The organism is Methylobacterium sp. WL69 (assembly GCF_008039485.1).
In the GTDB taxonomy this organism is placed as follows: Bacteria; Pseudomonadota; Alphaproteobacteria; order Rhizobiales; family Beijerinckiaceae; genus Methylobacterium.
The window spans coordinates 1-18,882 of sequence record NZ_VRUZ01000044.1; the positions used below are offsets into that span (position 1 = coordinate 1).

General features: G+C 72.1%; 15 protein-coding genes. 8 read left to right on the top strand and 7 right to left on the bottom strand.

Annotated features, from left to right (window positions below; all coding sequences use genetic code 11):
- Nucleotides 1-89: 89 nt before the first annotated feature.
- Nucleotides 90-1,427, top strand: coding sequence for an MFS transporter (locus FV218_RS13280; protein ID WP_056088355.1), 1,338 nt, complete (start codon nt 90-92; stop codon nt 1,425-1,427).
- A 219-nt stretch (nt 1,428-1,646) separates the two neighbouring features.
- Complete coding sequence (locus FV218_RS13285) at nt 1,647-3,410, top strand: ABC transporter ATP-binding protein (RefSeq protein WP_056088352.1); 1,764 nt, start codon at nt 1,647-1,649, stop codon at nt 3,408-3,410.
- A gap of 36 nt (nt 3,411-3,446) precedes the next feature.
- On the opposite strand, the gene FV218_RS13290 is transcribed toward FV218_RS13285, so the two are convergent.
- The 4 genes from FV218_RS13290 to FV218_RS13305 form a co-directional block, all read right to left on the bottom strand.
- The gene (locus FV218_RS13290) at nt 3,447-3,821 is read right to left on the bottom strand and encodes a response regulator (RefSeq protein WP_147710086.1); all 375 of its coding nucleotides are present in this window, start codon (nt 3,819-3,821) and stop codon (nt 3,447-3,449) included.
- A gap of 18 nt (nt 3,822-3,839) precedes the next feature.
- Entirely contained in the window at nt 3,840-5,120 is a 1,281-nt protein-coding gene (locus FV218_RS13295) for an ATP-binding protein (protein WP_056088345.1), read from the bottom strand.
- Nucleotides 5,121-5,271: 151 nt separating this feature from the next.
- A complete protein-coding gene (locus FV218_RS13300) occupies nt 5,272-6,726 on the bottom strand; it encodes a M48 family metalloprotease (protein WP_246685113.1) in 1,455 nt (484 codons plus the stop codon).
- 77 nt (nt 6,727-6,803) lie between these two features.
- Nucleotides 6,804-7,625, bottom strand: coding sequence for a DNA-binding protein (locus FV218_RS13305; RefSeq protein ID WP_147710088.1), 822 nt, complete (start codon nt 7,623-7,625; stop codon nt 6,804-6,806).
- A 617-nt stretch (nt 7,626-8,242) separates the two neighbouring features.
- Between FV218_RS13305 and FV218_RS13310 the strand changes: the two genes are divergently transcribed.
- The 4 genes from FV218_RS13310 (at nt 8,243) to FV218_RS13325 (ending at nt 12,655) form a co-directional block, all read left to right on the top strand.
- Nucleotides 8,243-8,653 (top strand): helix-turn-helix transcriptional regulator, encoded by a 411-nt coding sequence (locus FV218_RS13310; protein WP_147710089.1) that lies wholly within the window; start codon nt 8,243-8,245, stop codon nt 8,651-8,653.
- Between the two features lie 145 nt (nt 8,654-8,798).
- Nucleotides 8,799-9,977: a methionine adenosyltransferase gene (gene metK / locus FV218_RS13315; protein WP_147710090.1), complete on the top strand. Its 1,179-nt coding sequence runs from the start codon at nt 8,799-8,801 to the stop codon at nt 9,975-9,977.
- 10 nt (nt 9,978-9,987) lie between these two features.
- Nucleotides 9,988-10,725: a tRNA (guanosine(46)-N7)-methyltransferase TrmB gene (gene trmB, locus FV218_RS13320; RefSeq protein ID WP_246685114.1), complete on the top strand. Its 738-nt coding sequence runs from the start codon at nt 9,988-9,990 to the stop codon at nt 10,723-10,725.
- Nucleotides 10,726-10,900: 175 nt separating this feature from the next.
- A complete protein-coding gene (locus FV218_RS13325) occupies nt 10,901-12,655 on the top strand; it encodes an HWE histidine kinase domain-containing protein (protein ID WP_147710092.1) in 1,755 nt (584 codons plus the stop codon).
- A gap of 18 nt (nt 12,656-12,673) precedes the next feature.
- Here FV218_RS13325 and FV218_RS13330 read toward each other — a convergent pair whose 3' ends face one another.
- The gene (locus FV218_RS13330; protein WP_147710093.1) at nt 12,674-13,675 is read right to left on the bottom strand and encodes a hypothetical protein; all 1,002 of its coding nucleotides are present in this window, start codon (nt 13,673-13,675) and stop codon (nt 12,674-12,676) included.
- Between the two features lie 216 nt (nt 13,676-13,891).
- On the opposite strand from FV218_RS13330, the gene FV218_RS13335 reads away from it, so the two are divergent.
- Nucleotides 13,892-14,491, top strand: a complete 600-nt coding sequence (locus FV218_RS13335; RefSeq protein ID WP_147710094.1) for a superoxide dismutase — start codon at nt 13,892-13,894, stop codon at nt 14,489-14,491.
- A 249-nt stretch (nt 14,492-14,740) separates the two neighbouring features.
- Nucleotides 14,741-16,270: a murein biosynthesis integral membrane protein MurJ gene (murJ, locus tag FV218_RS13340; RefSeq protein ID WP_147710095.1), complete on the top strand. Its 1,530-nt coding sequence runs from the start codon at nt 14,741-14,743 to the stop codon at nt 16,268-16,270.
- Nucleotides 16,271-16,387: 117 nt separating this feature from the next.
- Here the strand turns inward: murJ and FV218_RS13345 are convergent, their stop codons facing one another.
- Nucleotides 16,388-18,076 (bottom strand): methyl-accepting chemotaxis protein, encoded by a 1,689-nt coding sequence (locus tag FV218_RS13345; RefSeq protein WP_147710096.1) that lies wholly within the window; start codon nt 18,074-18,076, stop codon nt 16,388-16,390.
- Between the two features lie 167 nt (nt 18,077-18,243).
- Nucleotides 18,244-18,873: a TlpA disulfide reductase family protein gene (locus FV218_RS13350; protein ID WP_147710097.1), complete on the bottom strand. Its 630-nt coding sequence runs from the start codon at nt 18,871-18,873 to the stop codon at nt 18,244-18,246.
- Nucleotides 18,874-18,882 lie beyond the last annotated feature (9 nt).

Here is an 18,882-nt window from a genome sequence, read left to right on the forward strand (position 1 = left end):
GCCCCGCCCGCCGTCGTGGCGCCCACCGCACCCGCCGTCCCGGCCGCCGAGAAGCCCCCCGAAAAGCCGGCCGGGAGAACGCCGGAGAAATGACGGTTCCCCTCCCGAAGGACCGCCGCCCCCTCAAGCCGAGGGAGGTCGCCCGGTCCGAATTCCGGCCGCGCCCCATGCCCCGGCGCGAGGCCCTGGCCGATGCCGCGGAGGGTCCCGCCGACATGAAGGCGATCTCGCGCACCAGCAGCCGGGGCCTCGACGGCTTCGCGTTCTTCGTCGCCAACCTCCAGACCGGGTTCGGGCCGTTCCTGGCGGTCTACTTCACCCAGGCGAAGTGGACCCAGTCGGATATCGGCTTCGCGCTGACCATCGGCAGCCTCGTCAGCCTGCTCGGGCAGGTGCCGGGCGGCGCCTTCGTCGACGCCATGCGGTCGCTCCGCTTCGCCGCCGGCTTCTCCGTGGTGGCCATCGCCCTCAGCGCCTTCGCGCTGGCCCTGTGGCCGAACTTCCTCATCGTGCTCCTCGCCATGGCGGCCCACTCGGCGGCGAGCTGCATCCTGACCCCGGCCATCGCCGCCATCAGCATCGGCCTCGTCGGCCATGCCCGCGCCGGCGAGCGCCTCGGGCGCAACGCCAGCTTCTCGGCGCTGGGCAACGCCGTGGCGGCCGCCGGCATGGGCGCCTGCGGCTACTACCTCTCCAACGACGCGGTGTTCTACCTCACCGGGTTCCTGATGATCCCGACCCTGGTGGCCCTGTCGTTCATCCGCGCCGACGAGATCGGGCCCGTGACCGTGGCGAAGCCGCCGGTCGCCGGCGCCGCCGAGCCCCGGCGGGAGGGGGCCGTGCGCGCGCTCCTCACCAACCGGGCGCTCATGTGCTTCGGCGCCTGCATGATGCTGTTCTTCCTCGCCAACGCGGCGATGCTGCCCCTGGTGGGCAGCATGCTGACCCTGCGCGCCAGCGAGACCGCCACCGCCCTCATCGCCGCCTGCATCGTCGTGCCCCAGGTCGTGCTCGCCATCTCGGGGCCGGCCGTCGGACGCGCCGCCGAGCGCTGGGGCCGCCGGCCCCTCCTGCTCATCGGCTTCGCCGCCCTGCCGATCCGGGGCCTGCTGTTCGCCTATACCAGCAGCCCCGAACTCCTCGTGGCGATCCAGGTGTTCGACGGCATCTCGGCGGCGGTGTTCGGCGTGATGGTGCCCCTGGTGGTCTCCGACGTGACCCGGGGCACCGGGCGCTTCAACATCGCGCTTGGCGCCGTCGGCACCGCCATGGGCATCGGAGCGGCCCTCTCGACGTCGCTGGCCGGCATCATGGCCGATCGCCTCGGCAGCCATTCGGCCTTCCTCGGCCTCGCCGTGGTCGGCTTTGCCGGGTTCGTGATGATCGCCCTGATCATGCCGGAGACCCGGCGCTCCGCCGGTGCATGACCCTCCGGCGCGGGACGGGGCGGCATCGAATTCGCTTGCCGCTCAAGCGACGTTCAGGTTTCTTCCCTAGAACGGACGAAGCTGTACGTGAGCCTGCAACGCCCGCGCGAGCTTCGCGTTGCGAACCTTGGGGGCACAAAGTTTCGCGCGCACCGCGCGCGGGCTTCGTTCGAGGGACAGGGTCCGCAAGGTCTCCTGGGAAACGGGATTGTCACCGCGATGGAAGACCTGTGCGTCTATGCCAACAGGCCGTTCGCCTTCGTCGCGCGGTACCTGCGCCGCCGGGCGCTGCCGCACCTCGTCATCCTGTGCGCCGTCCTCGGGGCGGTCGCCTTCTCGGTCAGCACGGATTACGCCCTGAAGGGCGTCGTCGACGCCCTGAGCAAGGGGCCTGAGGCCGGCCTGATCTGGGGGGCGCTCGCCCTCCTCGTCGGCTTCATCGCCGCCGACAACATGCTCTGGCGGGTGGCGAGCCTGACCGGCTCGTTCACCTTCGTGGGCGTCACCGGCGACATCCGCCGCGACCTGTTCCGGCACATGACCGGGCACTCGCCGTCGTTCTTCGCCGACCGCCAGCCCGGCACCCTGGCCTCGCGCATCACCGCGACCTCGAACGCGATCTTCACGGTCGAGAACATGTTCGTGTTCAACGTGATGCCGCCCTGCGTCGCCGCCTTCCTGTCGATCCTCTACATCGGCACCGTCAGCCTCACGATGGCCCTCGTCCTCGCCGGCATCTTCGCCGCGGTCGTGGTCCTGATGTTCAAGATGGCGGCCGCCGGCAAGCCGCTCCACCACGACTTCGCCGCCAAGGCCGCGAGCGTCGACGGCGAGATGGTCGATCTCGTCGGCAACATGCCGCTGGTGCGTGCCTTCTCGGCGTTCAAGCGCGAGTACAGCCGCTTCGACGGCACCATCGGCGTCGAGATGCGCTCGCGCCGCTCGTCGCTGCTCTACCTCGAGAAGCTGCGCATCGTTCATGCGATCCTGACCGTGCTCGCCGTCCTCGGCCTGCTGTACTGGGCCATCACCCTTTGGGAAGCGGGCGCGGCCTCGAACGGGCAGGTGGTCCTCGTCTGCACCCTCGGCATCCGCATCCTGGCCGCCACCCGCGACCTCGCCGTCGCCCTGGTGGACGCGACCCAGCACACCGCCCGCCTGTCGGAGGCCCTGCACACCCTGCTGCAGCCCCACGACCTCACCGACCACCCCGAGGCCGTGCCGCTCTCGGGCACGGGCGCCGAGATCACCTTCGACCACGTCGCCTTCGCCTATCCGGACGGGCGCGCCGTCTTCACGGATTTCGACCTCGCCATCCAGCCGGGCCAGCGCGTCGGGCTCGTGGGCAAGTCGGGCGGCGGCAAGTCGACCCTGTTCTCCCTGATCCAGCGCTTCTACGACGCCCAGGGCGGGCGCATCCTCATCAACGGGCAGGACATCCACCGGGTGACGCAGGATTCCCTGCGCGAGGCCATCACGGTGGTGCCCCAGGACGTGTCGATGTTCCACCGGACGCTCAGGGAGAACATCCGCTACGGCCGTCCCGACGCCTCCGACGAGGATGTGTGGAAGGCCGCCGCCGCGGCGCATTGCACCGACTTCATCGAGGCGCTGCCGGAGGGTTTTGACACCATCGTGGGCGACCGCGGCGTGAAGCTCTCGGGCGGCCAGCGCCAGCGCATCGCCATCGCGCGGGCCATCCTCAAGGATTCTCCGATCCTGCTCCTCGACGAGGCGACCTCGGCCCTCGACGCCGAGTCCGAGGAGGCGATCCGCCACGCGCTTGCCAACCTCATGCAGGGCCGCACGGTCATCGCCATCGCCCACCGGCTCTCGACCCTGAAGGATTTCGACCGGATCGTGGTGCTGCAGGGCGGCCGCATCATCCAGGACGGGTCGCCGGACAAGCTGACCCACCTCGACGGCTTCTACCGCGAGCTGATGAAGAAGGAATCCATGTCCCTGTCGCTGGCCGCCGCCTGAGGGCGGCGGCCTCCACCGACCGGAGGTCCAGGCGGTCTAGGGTCCGGTGCCGCCCAGGGTCCGGATCGCCTTGATGATCGCGTGGGCCCGGTAGGGCTTGGTGAAGAACACGCTGCCCTCCGCCAGGCGCGGCGGCGTCTGGGTGAAGCCCGTGGCGTAGATGATCGGCAGGCCCGGGCGTAGGCGCCGCGCGGCCTCGGCGAGCTGCCAGCCGTCCATGGCGCCGGGCAGGCGGATATCCGTGAACAGGATGTCGACGGGCGCGCCGCTCTCCAGCAGGTCGAGGGCGATCTCGGCCGTCGTCGCCTGGGCGACGTCGAAACCCGCATCCTCGAGTTCGGCCGCGACCACCTCGAGGAGCATGGGCTCGTCCTCGACCATGAGGACGCGGGGTGTGGCGGTGTCGGTCATCGTGGGGCGCGGCTCCGGTCAGGCGAAGCGGGGGGGCGTCAGGATCGGCGGCAGGAGCGGACGGCCCTCGGCCGTGCCGGCGACCGGCTGGGCCGCCGCCGCGTCGCGGTCCCGGGGGAGGTAGACCGTCACGGTGGTGCCGTCACCGGGGCGGCTGTCGAGGACGATGTGGCCGCCCGACTGCTTGGCGAAGCCGAAGGCCTGGCTGAGCCCGAGGCCGGTGCCCTCGCCCACGGCCTTGGTGGTGAAGAACGGCTCGAAGGCGCGCGCGGCGACCTCCGGGCTCATGCCGCAGCCCCCGTCCGTGACGCTGATGCGGATGTGGTCGACGGCCGGCAATCCGGGCTGGCGCGCGGCTTCGGCCGCCGGGACGTTGCGGGTGCGGATCGTCGCCCGTCCGCCCTCCGGCATGGCGTCGCGGGCATTGACCGCGAGGTTGAGGAGCACGTTTTCCAGCTGGTTGGCATCGACGCGCACGGGCCAGAGGTCGGGGGCGAGATCCATCGCCGGCGGCTCGACGGCGTTGAGGGCGCCGCGCAGGAGTTCGGACAGGTCGCCGATGAGGCCGTTGACGTCGAAGCGGGTCGGCTGCAGGGGCTGGCGCCGGGCGAAGGCGAGCATCTTTTGCACGAGGGCTGCCGCCCGCTCCGCGCCCTTGAGGGCGTTGCCGCGGGCCCGCTCGGCGGCGCCCTCGAGGGGCATGCGCCCGAGGCGGTCGAGGTTGGCGATGACGACCCCGAGCAAGTTGTTGAAATCGTGGGCGACCCCGCCCGTCAGGGCGCCGATGGCCTCCATCTTCTGGGTCTGGCGCAGCATCGCCTCGGCGCGCTCGCGTTCGGCGATGGCCGTCCGCAGGGCTTCGAGGGCGGCATCGCGCTCCCGGACGCGGGCGACGAGTTCGGCGTTGGCGCGCCGCAGGGTCTCGGGGGAGGGCAGGGCCAGGGCGCGCGGCAGCAGCACCCAGAGCAGGATGCCGGTGACGAGGGAAATCACCGCCGTGAACGCCTTGACCAGGGCCTCGGCGGCGTAGTCCGGCACCCACAGGGTCCAGATCGCGAAGAAATGCGTGGTGCCGCAGGCGAGGATGAAGCCGGCGAAGGCCCAGGCCATCCAGCCGAAGGCGACGTCCCGGCGCTTGGTGACGAACACCCCGAGCGCCACCGGGATGGTGAAATAGGCGAGCCCGATGACGAAGTCGGAGACGACGTGGGTCCAGATCAGCTCCGGCCGCCACAGCAGGCAGATGCCGTGGGGCGAGAGATCGCTTCGGTCGAGGAAGCTCCCGAGGGCATCGAACATGGCACGGTCTCAGGATCGGGCGGGAAGAGCGCGACGCACATCACGGGAATCAAGCGCGCACGATGGCGCGTTTTCGTTGCCGGCGAAACCGGATCGACATGCGATCGGCGTTTTCGCGCGGCTCGGGACGGGCGTCCGGGTACCCCGAGCCCTACTCGACCACGACCTTGTAGCCCTGGCCCGCCCGCAGGGCCGCGCCGCGTTCGAGGCCGTTGAGGACGAGGAAGCGGTCGGCGGCCCGGTCGGGGACCAGCATGCGGTGGGCAAACCCCTCCACCGTATCGGCGGCGGTGGCCGTCACCACCTGCAGGCGCAGGGGGCGCAGGGACTGCGTCTCGGCTGCGCCCACGGCCGCGAGGCTTTCGGTCCAGCGCCGGAAGGCGGCGTCGGGGTCCGTCGCCCCCTTGGCGGCCATGATCATCCGGAAGGTGGTGTCGCCCATGCGGATGGCGGCGAGGCGGAAGGTCCAGTCCTTGCCGCGCGACAGGGCGGTGACGGCGGCATTGCCGCCGATGGTCCGGGACTCCGTCGATCCCGCCTCGACGGCGTCGTTCCAGGTCGCCTTCAGCACCTCTTCGAGGCCCTGTCCGGCCGGGTTCTCGACCTGATCGAACAGCAGGCGGCGGCTGCCCTCGGGGGTGGTGCCCAGGACCGCGTTGCGGGTGTTCTCGATGGTGAACCCGTCGGGCACCTCGAAGGCGATGCCGAGGCCGGGATGGAGGAAGCGGCGGCCGCGCACGAGGCCGTCGCCAGGATTGTCGCCGTAGGCGATGCCGTCCACGGCCGCGAGGTAGCGTGCGCGCTCGTCGACCCCGAGGCCCGGCGCGCCCATGAGGCGGGCGGCCCGGGTGACGAGGGTGATGCGCTCCTGCGTGCCCGGATGGGTCGCGAGCATGTCGGGCTCGCCGGCCTGGCCCGTCCCGGTCTTCATGCCCGTAGTGCGGCTTAGCGAGCGCAGGAAGCGCCCGGCGCCGAACGGGTCGTAGCCGGCCCGCGCCAGGGTCTTCACCCCGACGCCGTCGGCCTCAAGCTCCTGATCGCGGGAGAACCGCGCCAGGGCGAACTTCGACTGGCTCTGGAGCTGGGCGCCCGTCACCGGATCGTTGAGGACGTCGGCCACCACCTTGCTCACGAGCTGCGAGCGGAGCGCCAGTTCGGTCCGGGCCGTGGCGTGCCGCAGGGTGACGTGGGCGATCTCGTGGGACAGGACGGCGGCGATCTCGGAGGTGTCGCTCGCCAGCGCCAGCAGGCCCCGGGTGACGTAGAGGCGGCCGCTCGGCAGCGCGAAGGCGTTGATCACCGGTGAATCGAGGAGGGTGACCGCGTAGGTCTCCTCCGGCCGGTCCGTGGCGCGCACGAGGCGGTCGGTGACCTCGGTGAGGAGTTTCAGGGCGGCGGGGGCGCGGTACTCGCCGCCGAAGGACGCCACCAGCTTGGCGTGGTCGGCATCCGTCGCGCTGCGCTCGCGGCCGGTGACCCGCGGCGCCTCCGGCGGCACCCGGACGACGGCCGGCTGGAGGGTCGTGCCGGTCTGGTCGCCGATGCAGCCCGAGAGCAGGGCCGACAGGAGAAGCAGGCCCGCGGCCGCGTGGGCGCGATTCCCCACGGGGGCGCCCCCTGCGGGATGCCTCGCCGATCCGCCCCGTGTGCTCGACCCCCGCGCCATGGTCCCCAACATACCCATCAGCGCCCCTGCGCCGCGTCCAGGATTTCGATCATGTCCGCGCTCGCGACATCGAGGATCGGGCTGCGCCAGACCTCGACGACGCCCCGGACCCGGACGAGTCGCCCGCGCAGGGAAGCCGCACTCAAACCACGTTCCTGCAACTGGCGCCAAGTGCGTTTCGACACGGTTACGGTGAGCCCGTCCGCCCCGCGCCCGGCGAAGTCGAGATAGGTCCGCCGCGCCCGCTCCCCGACCCGGAGGACACGGCCGCTGACGACGACGAAGCGGCCGAGGCGGGTGCGCAGGGCGGCGCCGTCCCGGGCGTCCTGATCCGCCTCGGCCCACAGGCCGCGCCCGGCCCGGCGCGCACCCGCCTCCACGGCCAGGAGGGCCGGCCGGCACAGGCTGTCGCGCTCGCCCGCGTCGACGGCGGCGAGCCCGGCTTCGACGAGGCCCCCGGCGAGGTCGACGGTGCCGTCCGCCCCCGTGGCGTCGAGGTGGACCCGGCCCCAGCGGTCGGTCTCGCCCCGGGCAACGAGGGCGAGGGGCGTGCCCGCCTGGGCGAGCAGCCAGCTCCGCGCCGCCTCCGCCCGGTCCGGCGCCTCCGGCCAGCGCAGGCCGTCGAGGACGCCGCGCGTACCGGAGGCGAAGGCGAGTTCGCCCCGTGCGTCGACGGAGGTGAGGATGGCGGCGGGCACGGGCGTAGTCCGGCATTCGGGCGCGACGGCCCCGGCCGGCGACCCCGCGCCGAATCCGGCGGCGAGGATTGCCACGACGGGCGCGCCGAGGGCACGGCGCCGATCAGCCCCGCGCTTCGTCCTGGTCCTGCGATCCGCCATGATGGAACGCTCCCCCGCGGCCCGAGCGGGTATTGTGGTCGGCTCCCTCCTGAGGACAAGCGCGGTGCGGGCCGCGGCGGGCGTTTCGGGCGCCCTGAGGCAGGCTCGCAACACGGTGCCGTCGGCATGGTTGGCTTGGCCCCGGCGTTGGTGCTACGAAGACGCCGGTGAGTCTCCGTAGCTCAGCTGGACAGAGCACAGGTTTCCTAGACACAATTGGGCGCCGCGAGGGGAAACCGCGCGGCGGATCCGCTCAAATTCGGGGAAAGCCCGAGGGTCTGCCCGCTTGCAGGCCCCGCCGATCCCGAGCCAAGCCCGCCCCGCCCCGCAACGGGCGGCGGGAAGGTGTAGAGACTAGACGGGCGGCACCTAACGGCCCCTTCGGGGGCCCATGGTGAAGGGATAGTCCAGGCCACGAACGCGTCCGCGAGGGCGCGGCGGCGGAAGCCGAAGTGGTATGAAACCTGGGGTCGCAGGTTCGAGCCCTGCCGGGGACGCCACCATTCACGGATGCCCGTGCCGCGGACGTTGCGGAAGCGCGCGGCCTTAACCCGGTCTTCACGGGGGATGGCCCAGCCTCTCCTCCGGCGGGAGGCCGGGGGCACGGAACGGGCAGGATGGCAGGCCAGAAGACCGACGCGCGCGACGTGCATGTGGGCCGGCGCATCGCCGAGCAGCGCAAGAAGGCGTCGCTGACTCAGAAGCGCGTGGCCGAGCGCTTCGGCATGTCCGCCGCCCAGCTCCAGAAATACGAGAAGGGCACCAACCGGATCAGCGCGCTCCACCTCGAGAGCTTCAGCCGGATGATCGGCGTGCCCCTCACCTACTTCTTCGAGGATCTCGCCCACACGGACGAAGACGTCGTCCCGGGGTTCCACGAGGCACCCCAGCAGCCCTACGTCGCCGGCGACAGCTGGCAGGGGCTCGTGGACGTGGTCGCCCGCCACGTCCACGAGCATTTCTCCGAGGAACGCCGCCGCGAGCTGTCCGCCGCGATCCAGGCCCTGGACGCCAAGCTCAAGCGCTGAGCGTCGGACGTTTCGTTCTTTTTATCGAACGCGTCCGGTTTTTCGGCTTGACCGTCCCGGTTGCCGGTGCAAGAACCCCGACCTTCCGTAGGCCGGGGCAGACGCATCGTATGAGGCGCACCCGAAAACCGGGTGTTCCTGTCCCATGGCACGTTCCAACTACCTGTTCACGAGCGAATCCGTCTCGGAAGGTCATCCGGACAAGGTCTGCGACCGCATCTCCGATACGGTGGTGGATGCCTACATCGCGGCGATGCCGGAAGCGCGTCTCGGCGTCGAGACCCTGGCCACCACCAACCGCATCGTCATCGCCGGCGAGGTCCGCGGTCCGGATTCCGTGACCTTCGAGCACCTTACCGAGCTCACCCGCGAGGCGGTGCGCGACATCGGCTACGAGCAGTCGGGCTTCCACTGGAAGAACAACGACATCGCCATCCACCTCCACGCCCAGTCGGCCGACATCGCCCAGGGCGTCGATTCGTCCGGCAACAAGGACGAGGGGGCTGGCGACCAGGGCATCATGTTCGGCTACGCGTCCGACGAGACGCCCGAGCTGATGCCGGCGCCGATCTACTACGCCCACAAGATCCTCAAGGACCTCGCCGACGCCCGCAAGGGCCGGCAGGGTGACGCCGCCAAGCTCGGCCCCGACGCCAAGAGCCAGGTCACCGTCCGCTACGAGAACGGCCGTCCCGTCGGCGTGACCCAGATCGTGCTCTCGACCCAGCACGTGGACGAGACCCTCGATTCGGCCGACGTGCGCGCCATCGTCGAGCCCTACATCCTCGCCGCCCTGCCGAAGGATTGGGTCTCCGAGGAGACCGTCTGGCACGTGAACCCCACGGGCAAGTTCGTCATCGGCGGTCCGGACGGCGACGCCGGCCTCACGGGCCGCAAGATCATCGTCGACACCTACGGCGGCGCCGCCCCCCACGGCGGCGGCGCGTTCTCGGGCAAGGACCCGACGAAGGTGGATCGCTCGGCCGCCTACGCCGCGCGCTACCTCGCCAAGAACGTGGTGGCGGCCGGCCTTGCGACGCGGGCCACCATCCAGCTCGCCTACGCCATCGGCGTGGCCAAGCCCCTGTCGATCTACGTCGACCTCCACGGCACCGGGCAGGTGGACGAGGCGAAGCTGGAGGACGTTCTCATGAACGCCTTCGACCTGTCGCCCCGCGGCATCCGGACGAAGCTCGGCCTCAACAAGCCGATCTACGCCCGCACCTCCGCCTACGGCCATTTCGGACGGGCGCCCGAGGCCGATGGCGGCTTCTCGTGGGAGCGGGTCGATCTCGCCGACAGCCTCAAGTCGGCCCTGTCCTGATCCCATGACCATGGGGCGGGATGAACTCCCGCCCCTCCCGGGCGGGGACGTCGCGGAGGGCGCCGACCGCGCCTTCTTCGGGCGGCGCAAGGGCAAGCGCCTGCGGGCGGTGCAGGAGCAGCGCATCGCCGAGCTCCTGCCGAGCCTGCGGGTGGCCCTGCCGCCCGAGGGCGCGCGGCTCGATCCCGCCGGCCTGTTCCCGGTTCCCGTGGACGAAGTCTGGCTCGAGATCGGCTTCGGCGGCGGCGAGCATCTGGCCGCGCAGGCCAAGGCCCATCCACGCGTCGGCATCATCGGCGCCGAGCCCTTCGTCAACGGCGTCGCCAAGCTGCTGCGGGAAGTGGATGACGGCGACCTCAAAAACGTCCGGGTCTGGGACGAGGACGCCACGGCGCTCCTCGCCGCGATTCCCGACGGCGCCCTGTCGCGGGTCTACCTGCTCTACCCGGATCCGTGGCCCAAGCGCCGCCAGCGCAAGCGCCGCTTCGTCTCGGACGAGGCCCTGCGCGAGATCGCCCGCGTCCTGAAGCCCGGCGGCGTGTTCCGTTTCGCCAGCGACATCGACGACTATGCCGGCTGGACCCTGGTGCGGGCCGCCCGTTGCCCCGGCCTCGACTGGACCGCCGCGTCCGCCGACGACTGGCGCCGGGCCTGGCCGGACTGGCCGGGCACGCGCTACGAGGCCAAGGCCCTGATCGCCGGCCGCGCCCCGACCTATCTCGAATTCCGGCGGGTCGCGGTCGACTGAGGCGCGCCCGTCCCTGTGGGACGCGCGTTTCGGCGCAACAACCCCTCTTGCCTTCCGTCGTGCGAAAGCTTTGCATGCGCTCGGCGCAGCGATGCCCGGGATCGACGAAGCTTTCCGCGAAATCGGAACAGTTTTCGCCCGTCCGCGGTACGCTGCCGTTGAGCGGGGTTGCGGAGTGATCGACGCGGCGGATCAGAACGGGGTGGCGCCGGCCTCGCCTCCCTCGCGCGAAGACTCCGACACGGCTTTCGCGGCGGCGGGGATCGGCCTCCTCACTCTGGACCTGGGGGACGGGCGCATCCGTGCGGCCAACCCCCACCTGTGTACCCTGCTGCGCTATCCCGCCGGGGGGCTGACGGGCGTGGCGCTCGCGGCCCTCGGAGAGGCGACCGTCCCGGTGCCGGCCGGCCTGCGCCGCTGGCGCGGCGCCGACGGGGACATCCTCCCCGTCCGCGTCCGGCCCTCTTCGCCGATGGACGGGACCCAGGTCCTCGTCATCGATGCGGCCGGGACGGACGATCTCGTGTCGGCCGTCGAGAACCAGGCCGCCCTCACCGCCGCCGGGGTCGGCGAATGGCGCTTCGAGGCGGAGACGCGCCTCGTCTCCCTGTCGCGGCGCGCGGCCCATATCCTCGGCGACCGGCCGGGCGTCGCACTGCCCTGGCCGGTCCTGCGCGCCCGCCTGGACCCGGACGAGGGCGCGCGCGTCGAGGCCCATGTCCGGACTGCCCTCGCGGAGGGCGGGCGGTTCGCCTTCGAATGCCGCCTGCGCCGGGCCGATGACGGCAGCGAAATCGCCCTCAGCCTGCGGGGCGAGGCGAGCCGGGGCGACGCCGGCGTGCCCGCCGGCATCGTCGGGGTGGTCCAGGACATCACCGCCCAGGTCGCGGCGCGGACGGCCCTGCGCGCGGGCGAGCAGCGCCTGCGCATCGCCACCTCGCTCGCGGCGTTGGGCATCTTCGAGTGGCACATGCTCGACGACCAGGCGGTCTGGGAGAACGAGCGCATGTTCGCCATCTTCGGGCGGAGCGTTGCGGATGGGGCGGTGGGCAAGCGCGAGTTCCTGGAGCAGATCCTCCACCCCGACGACCGCGCCGCCTTCCGCTCGGCGATCCTGAATGCCCTGCGGGGCGACGCCGTGCTCAACGCCACGGGCCGCATCCGCCGCCGCAGCGACGGGGCCTGGCGGATCATCGACCTCGCCGGCCGCTTCGAGCACGACGCCGCCCACCGGCTGCCGCGCCGGCTCATCGGCGTCGTCGCCGACGTCACCGAGCGGCGCAGCGCCGAGGAACGCCAGACTCTGCTGATCCGCGAGCTGCATCACCGGGTGAAGAACACGCTTGCCACGGTGCAGGCCATCGTCGGCTCCACGGCCCGGACGGCGTCGAGCATCGAGAGCTTCTACGAGGCGTTCGTCGGGCGGATCATGTCCCTGGCGCACACCCATTCGGTGCTGACCGAGGATACCTGGCAGACGGCGTCCCTGCGCACCCTCCTGGTCAACGAGCTGAAGCCCTACGCCGATGGCGCCCTGGACGGGGCCGGCGACGATGCCCGCATCCGCCTGGAGGGCCCGCCCGTCGACCTCGCCTCGGAGGTCGCCGTCCCCATCGGCATGGCGATCCACGAACTCACCACCAACGCGGCCAAGTACGGCGCGCTCTCGACCCCGGACGGCCGCGTGACGATCGTCTGGAGCCTCGTGCCCGACGGCCCGGCCGGGACCCTGCGGTTCGACTGGGTCGAGAGCGGCGGTCCGAGCGTGCGCGAACCGACGCGCCAGGGCTTCGGCTCGCGCCTGCTCCAGCGCGTGCTGACGGCGCAGGTCCGGGCGGAGGTGGCGATGGACTATCCGCCGGACGGGTTTCGCCTGCGGATGCTGGCGCCGCTGCCGGCGCGCAACACCGTGCTCAACCCCCTGGCCTGAGCGGCGCGCCGGGCGGGCTCAGGCGGCGCCGCGGGCGTCGTTCTCGCCGCCGGCCTCGACGAAGGCCTTCAGCTCGTCGAGGGATTCGAAGCTGAAGCGTCCGCGCGGCGTCTCGGCCTCGATGGAGCCGTTGGCGTACATCACGTAGGTGTTGCCCCCCGACGCGTAGGTTCCGACGACCTCGGGCTTCTCCTCCACGGCGGGCGGGGGCTCGGGGGTGAGGTCCGCCATCGTGTCGAGGGTGGGATACAGGCGGACGGGCTCGCCCGGCGCGTCGGTGTCGAACAGCGCGAGGGTGCGCTGGTTCTCCGGCGCGGGGGGCTCCACCGCGGCGGGCTCCACCGCGGCGGGCTCGGGCGGCTCGGCCGAAAGCATCCCGGCATGCGCGTCCGGGACCGTCCGGGGCTCGTCCTCCGGCGGCAGCAGGTCGGGCAGCGGCGGCTCGATCTCCTCCGGCGACGGGGCCGGCAGATCCGGGTCCGGCGGCAGAGCGAAGGTCGGCTCCGTCCCGCGGCCCAGGGGGTCCGCGTGGGGCGCGGCACCGGTCTCCGGGCCCGAGGCTCCGAGGGCGGCGCCACCAAGCCCGGCCGCCGCGCCCACGGCGCCGAGGCCGAAGTCCCGCGGGTCGGGTCCGCCGAGGCTCGGCCGCTGACGGATCTGCCGATCGTCGAGGGTGGGCATGGTCGACGCAAGTATGGTCGACGCAGGTATGGTCGAGGGCGGGATGGCCGGGGCCGGCTCGAACAGGTCTTGCTCGGGCCCGCCCGGCGGGAGGGCCGCCGTCCGGGTCTCGGCCGCGGGCGCCTCCGGGCGCAGGGCGCCGAGGCGCCGTCCGAGGCCGCGCAGGTGGCTCGCCACCGCCGCCAGGCCGAGGACCACGGCGCCGGCCGACGCCGTGGTCGCGCCGGCGACGGTCATCGCCATGCCGCTCTCGAGGCGCACGAAGGGAAAGCCCTGGACGACCGAGGCGATACCGCCGACGATCATCAGGACGGCGAGCGCGAACAGCGCAATGATCATGGAACTCTCGAAAAACGCCCGCACCCGGAGTGCGGCGCGCACAGTAAGGCCCTGCCGGCCTTTTGCAAAATCGAAACGCCGGCCACAGGCCACGGGCCGTTGGGGCGTTGCCGCCGCGCAGGCATCGACTTACGTATCGGCGCGTTGGTTGGCAGGCGGCGGGCCGATCGTCGCGCCCGCCTTCGCCGCCACGCCGTACGACCGGAGAGAGTGCCGATGACCTTCACCCTGCCCGAACTGCCCTACGCCTACGATGCGCTCGGCCCCTACATGTCGAAGGAAACCCTCGAGTTCCACCACGACAAGCACCACAAGGCCTATGTCGATACGGGCAACAAGCTGCTCGAAGGCACGGGCCTCGAAGGCAAGAGCGTCGAGGAGGTGCTGACCGCCGCCTACGGCAACAACCAGCCGCTCTTCAACAATGCCGGCCAGCACTACAACCATCTCCACTTCTGGCAGTGGATGAAGCCCAACGGCGGCGGCGCCGTGCCGGGTGCCCTCGCCAAGAAGATCGACGAGGACCTCGGCGGCTTCGAGAAGTTCAAGGCCGACTTCATCCAGGCCGGTGTCGGCCAGTTCGGCTCCGGCTGGGCCTGGCTCGCCGTCAAGGACGGCAAGCTCGAGATCCAGAAGACCCCCAATGGCGAGAACCCCCTCGTCCACGGCGCCAAGCCGATCCTCGGCGTCGACGTGTGGGAGCACTCCTACTACATCGACTACCGCAACCGCCGGCCCGACTACCTCAAGGCGTTCATCGAGAATCTGGTGAACTGGGAGCACGTCGAGAAGATGTACGGCGAAGCCACCGCCTGATCCGTTGTCGGATGCGCGCCGCGGGCCGTGAGGCCCGCGGCGCTTTTGTAGAAGCCGTCGTCGAACCGTTCCACCCACGCCTTCGTGCACGACTCCCTCCCTCCGCGGGGGAGGGTGGCCCGCGGATGCAGGTCGGGAGAGGGGAGCACCGCCCCCTCCGGAAAGGTCGCGCTGCCCCTCTCCCGCCTGTTCCGCAGGCACCCTCCCCCGCAAAGGGGGGAGGGGTCACGTCGCGCGCCCGAGCCCCCCATGATCCGCTCCATCCTCTCCGTCGGCGGCTGGACGCTGGTGTCGCGGGTCACGGGCTTCGCCCGCGACGTGGTGATGGCCGCGATCCTCGGCGCCGGGCCCGTGGCCGACGCCTTCGTGGTGGCGTTCCGCCTGCCCAACCACTTCCGGGCCATCTTCGGCGAGGGCGCGTTCAACACCGCCTTCGTGCCGACCTATGCGGGCCTCGCCGAGGCGGCGGAGGCGGGCGCAGCCCGGCGTTTCGCCGACCGCATCTTCACCCTGATGCTGCTGGTGCAGATCGTCTTCCTGGCCCTCGCCATGCCGGCGATGCCGTGGGTGGTCAGGGCCCTGGCGCCGGGCTTCTCCGACGATCCGGAGCGCTTCGCCCTCGCCGTCTCGCTCACCCGGATCACCTTCCCGTACCTTCTGTTCATGACCCTGGTGACCCTGTTCTCGGGGCTCCTCAACGCGCAGCGGCGCTTTGCCGTGGCGGCGGGCGCGCCGGTGCTGCTCAACCTGTCGATGCTGGCGGCCCTCGGCCTGGCGTTCCTGTTCCCCAACGCCGCCTACGCCGCCGCCTGGGGCGTCTCGGTCTCCGGCGTGCTGCAATTCGCCCTGGTGTGGTGGGCCTGCCGGCGCGCCGGCATCGCCCCGACGCTGGCGGCACCCACCCTGCGCGATCCGACCATGAAGCGGTTCTTCACGGTGCTGGGACCGGCGGTGATCGGCTCGGCCGGGTTCCAGATCGCGTCCTTTGCCGACACCATCATCGCGAGCTTCCTGCCCATCGGGGCGGTCTCGGCCCTGTACTACGCCGACCGGCTCTACCAGCTGCCCTTCGGCGTCATCGCCATCGCGGCCGGCACGGTGCTGCTGCCCGAGATGAGCCGGCGGATCGCCGCCGGCGACGCCGCCGGCGCCCATGCGGCACAGAACCGGGCGGCGGGCTTCTCGCTCGCCCTGTCGGCGCCGTTCACCATCGCCTTCCTGATCCTGCCGGGCCTGATCATGGCGGCCCTGTTCCAGCGCGGCGCCTTCGGAGCCGAGGACGCGGCCCGCGCCGCCTCCGTGCTCGCCGCCTACGGCCTCGCCCTGCCGGCCGTGGTGCTCCTGCGCAGCGCCCTGCCGAGCTTCTACGCCCGCCAGGACACGATGACGCCGCTCATCGCCTCGCTCACCGCCATCGCGATCAATGTCGGGCTGAAGATCGGGCTCACCGGCCCCTACGGCGTCACCGGCCTCGCGCTCGCCACCGCCATCGGCCAGTGGGTCAACCTCGCGATCCTGGTGGCCCTGGCCTGGCGGCGCGGCTGGATGGCGCCGAGCCGGGGGTTCGGCATCACCCTCGTGGGCGTCGCGGTCGCGTGCGCGGCGCTGACCGCCGTGGCCGTCTACGGCGTGCCCGTGGCCGAGGGCCTCGTCCCGGCCCTGCCGCACCTGCGCGAGGTCGCGGTCCTGGGCGTCGTCGGGGCCGCCGGCGCCGTCGTCTACGCCGTGCTCCTGCTCGCCACCCTGCGGATCTTCGGCCTCAGCCTGCGCCGGCGCTGAACCGCGCCGCATCCGCGTTCTCCGCGACCCCGACGCAGGGTCGGGGTCGCGGAGGTCCGGCAGACGACCGCCGCCGCGCGGCTGGACCCCGAGGGCCGGGGCCATCGACGCCCGGTGTCAGGCCGCCCGCACCGAAGCGAGGAAGCGCGAGACCTGGGCGCGCAGGGCCTCGGACTGGCGCGAGAGTTCGGAGGCCGAGGACAGCACCTGGGCCGCCGCCGCCCCGGTCTCCTCTGCCGCCGTCGCGACCCCGATGACGTTGCGGGTGACCTCGCCGGTGCCCGTGGCCGCCTCGCTGACGTTGCGGACGATCTCCTGGGTCGCCGCGCCCTGCTCCTCGACGGCCGCCGCGATGGAGGTGGCGACGGCACTGATCTCGCGGATGCGCGTGGTGATGCCGCCGATGGCCGTCACCGCCTGGCCCGTCGAGGTCTGGATGCGGCCGATCTGGCCGGTGATCTCGTCGGTGGCCCGCGCCGTCTGGTTGGCGAGTTCCTTGACCTCGGCCGCGACCACGGCAAAACCCCGTCCGGCCTCGCCGGCCCGCGCCGCCTCGATGGTGGCGTTCAGCGCCAGCAGGTTGGTCTGGCCCGCGATGGTCGAGATCAGCGCGACCACGTCGCCGATCTTCGCGGCGGTCTCGCTGAGGTCGCGCACGAGGGCGGCGGTCTCGCCCGCCTCGGTGACGGCGATGCGGGCCAGGTTGGCCGATCCCTGCACCTGCCGGCCGATCTCCTGCACGGACGAGCCGAGCTCCTCGGCCGCCGCCGCCACGGTGGTGACGTTGGTGGCCGCCTCGTCGGCCGCCGCGGCGACGCTCGTCGAGCGCCCGGCGGTCTCCGACGCAGTCTCCGACATGCTGCCGGCCGTGGCCTGGAGTTCGGCGGCCGCGGCGCTCACCTGCGCGACGATGCCGCCCACCGCCGCCTCGAACCCGTCGGCGAGCCCGAGGGTCGCCGCCCGGCGCTGGGCCTCGGCGTCGAGGCGGGCGACGCGGGTCTCCTCCTCCAGGGCGCGGGTGGCGATGATGTTGTCCTTGAACACCTGGACGGCGCCCGCCATGGCGCCGATCTCGTCGCCGCGCCCGGCCCCCGGGACTTCGGTCGCGACGTCGCCCCGCGCGAGGCGGTCCATGGCCCGGGTCATCCGCTGCAGCGGCCCGCTGACACCGAGTGCGAGGAGCACCGCGGCGCCGATGGCGCACAGGAGCGCCACCCCGACGAGGATCGCGGTGGTCAGGACGGCGGTGTCGTAGGTCTCCTGGGCGTGGACGCCGCTCGCGCGGGCCGTGCGGTCCTCGAGGTCGATGAGCTTCTGGAGTTCGCCGAGCACGCGGTTCACCCCCGTCGACAGGACGGTGTTGAAGGCGCGCTGGGCGTCGGCGGTTTTCCCGGCCCGCACATCGGCGGCCGCACCCTCCCGCAGGGCGTTGTAGGCCGCCCACTGCGTCTCGAACGCGGCATAGAGCGTCCGGGCTTCCGGGCTCGCCGGCCGCGCCGCGTAGGCGGCCTGGACGTCGCGCATCTCGGCGTCCCGCTTGGCGAGGGTCGCGGTGACCTCGGCGCGCAGGGCGTCCGTGTCGGCGCTGACGAGGCGGGCCCCGTTCGTCCGCGTGCGCAGGATGAGAACCTGCATCCTCGCGAGCAGTTGAACGTCGGGCAGATGGTCGTCCCGCATCTCCCGTGCGACGGTGTTCACGGCATTCAGCTGGAACAGGGACAGGGCGCCCAGCGCCAGCACCAGCAGGAAGATCGTCCCGAAGCTGAGACCGAGCTTCGCGCGGATGGATAGAGTCTTCAGTGACATCGCTCGCCTCGGCCGATGGGTCGGGATAAGCTCCATCAAGTTTACCGGTTTCCTAAAGGCTCCGTTAAGGATGCTTGGCAAATCGTCATCCGCCGGCACGACGGCGCGGCGGGCGCTTTTCGGGAGACACGGTCGGCATGCCTCCGTGGCGGCCCGGCCTGACCCCGTCAGTCCCGGCCCAGGGCCGCGCCGACGAGGCGCTTGGCGTCCGGACCGCTCCACTCGGCCGGCCCCTTCATCACGCCGAGGGTGCAGCCCTCGGCATCGATCAGCATCGTCGTCGGCAGGCCCTGCGAGCCCGTGTCCTTCTGGATCGCCGGCAGCACCCGCCCGCCCGGATCGGCGTAGTAGGCGAGGCGGGCGATGCCGTTGTCCCGGAGCCATTGCGGCGGCTTGTCGAGGTTGCGGGTATCGACGTTGATGGCCACCACGGCGAAATCCGGGCCGCCCATCTCCGCCTGGAGCCGGTCGAGGGCCGGCATCTCGGCCTTGCACGGGCCGCACCACGTCGCCCACAGGTTGACCAGGAGCAGGCGGCCCCTGAGGGCGGACAGCGTCGTGTCGCCGCCGTCCGGGCCCTTGAACGTCAGCTCCGGGGCCGGGCGGGGCGTCTCCACCGCTTCGAGGGCCGCCACCGCGCCGCGGGCGAACGGCGCGAGCCGGGCGATGGCGGGCGCCGCCCCGGCGCACGGGCCGGAGTTGCCGCCGGTCCGACCCGTCCCGTATACGGCAAGCCCCACGCCGAGGGCGGCGGCGAGGATAGCCCCGCCGGCGAGCATCGCCCTGGTGCCGGGCATCATCGTTGC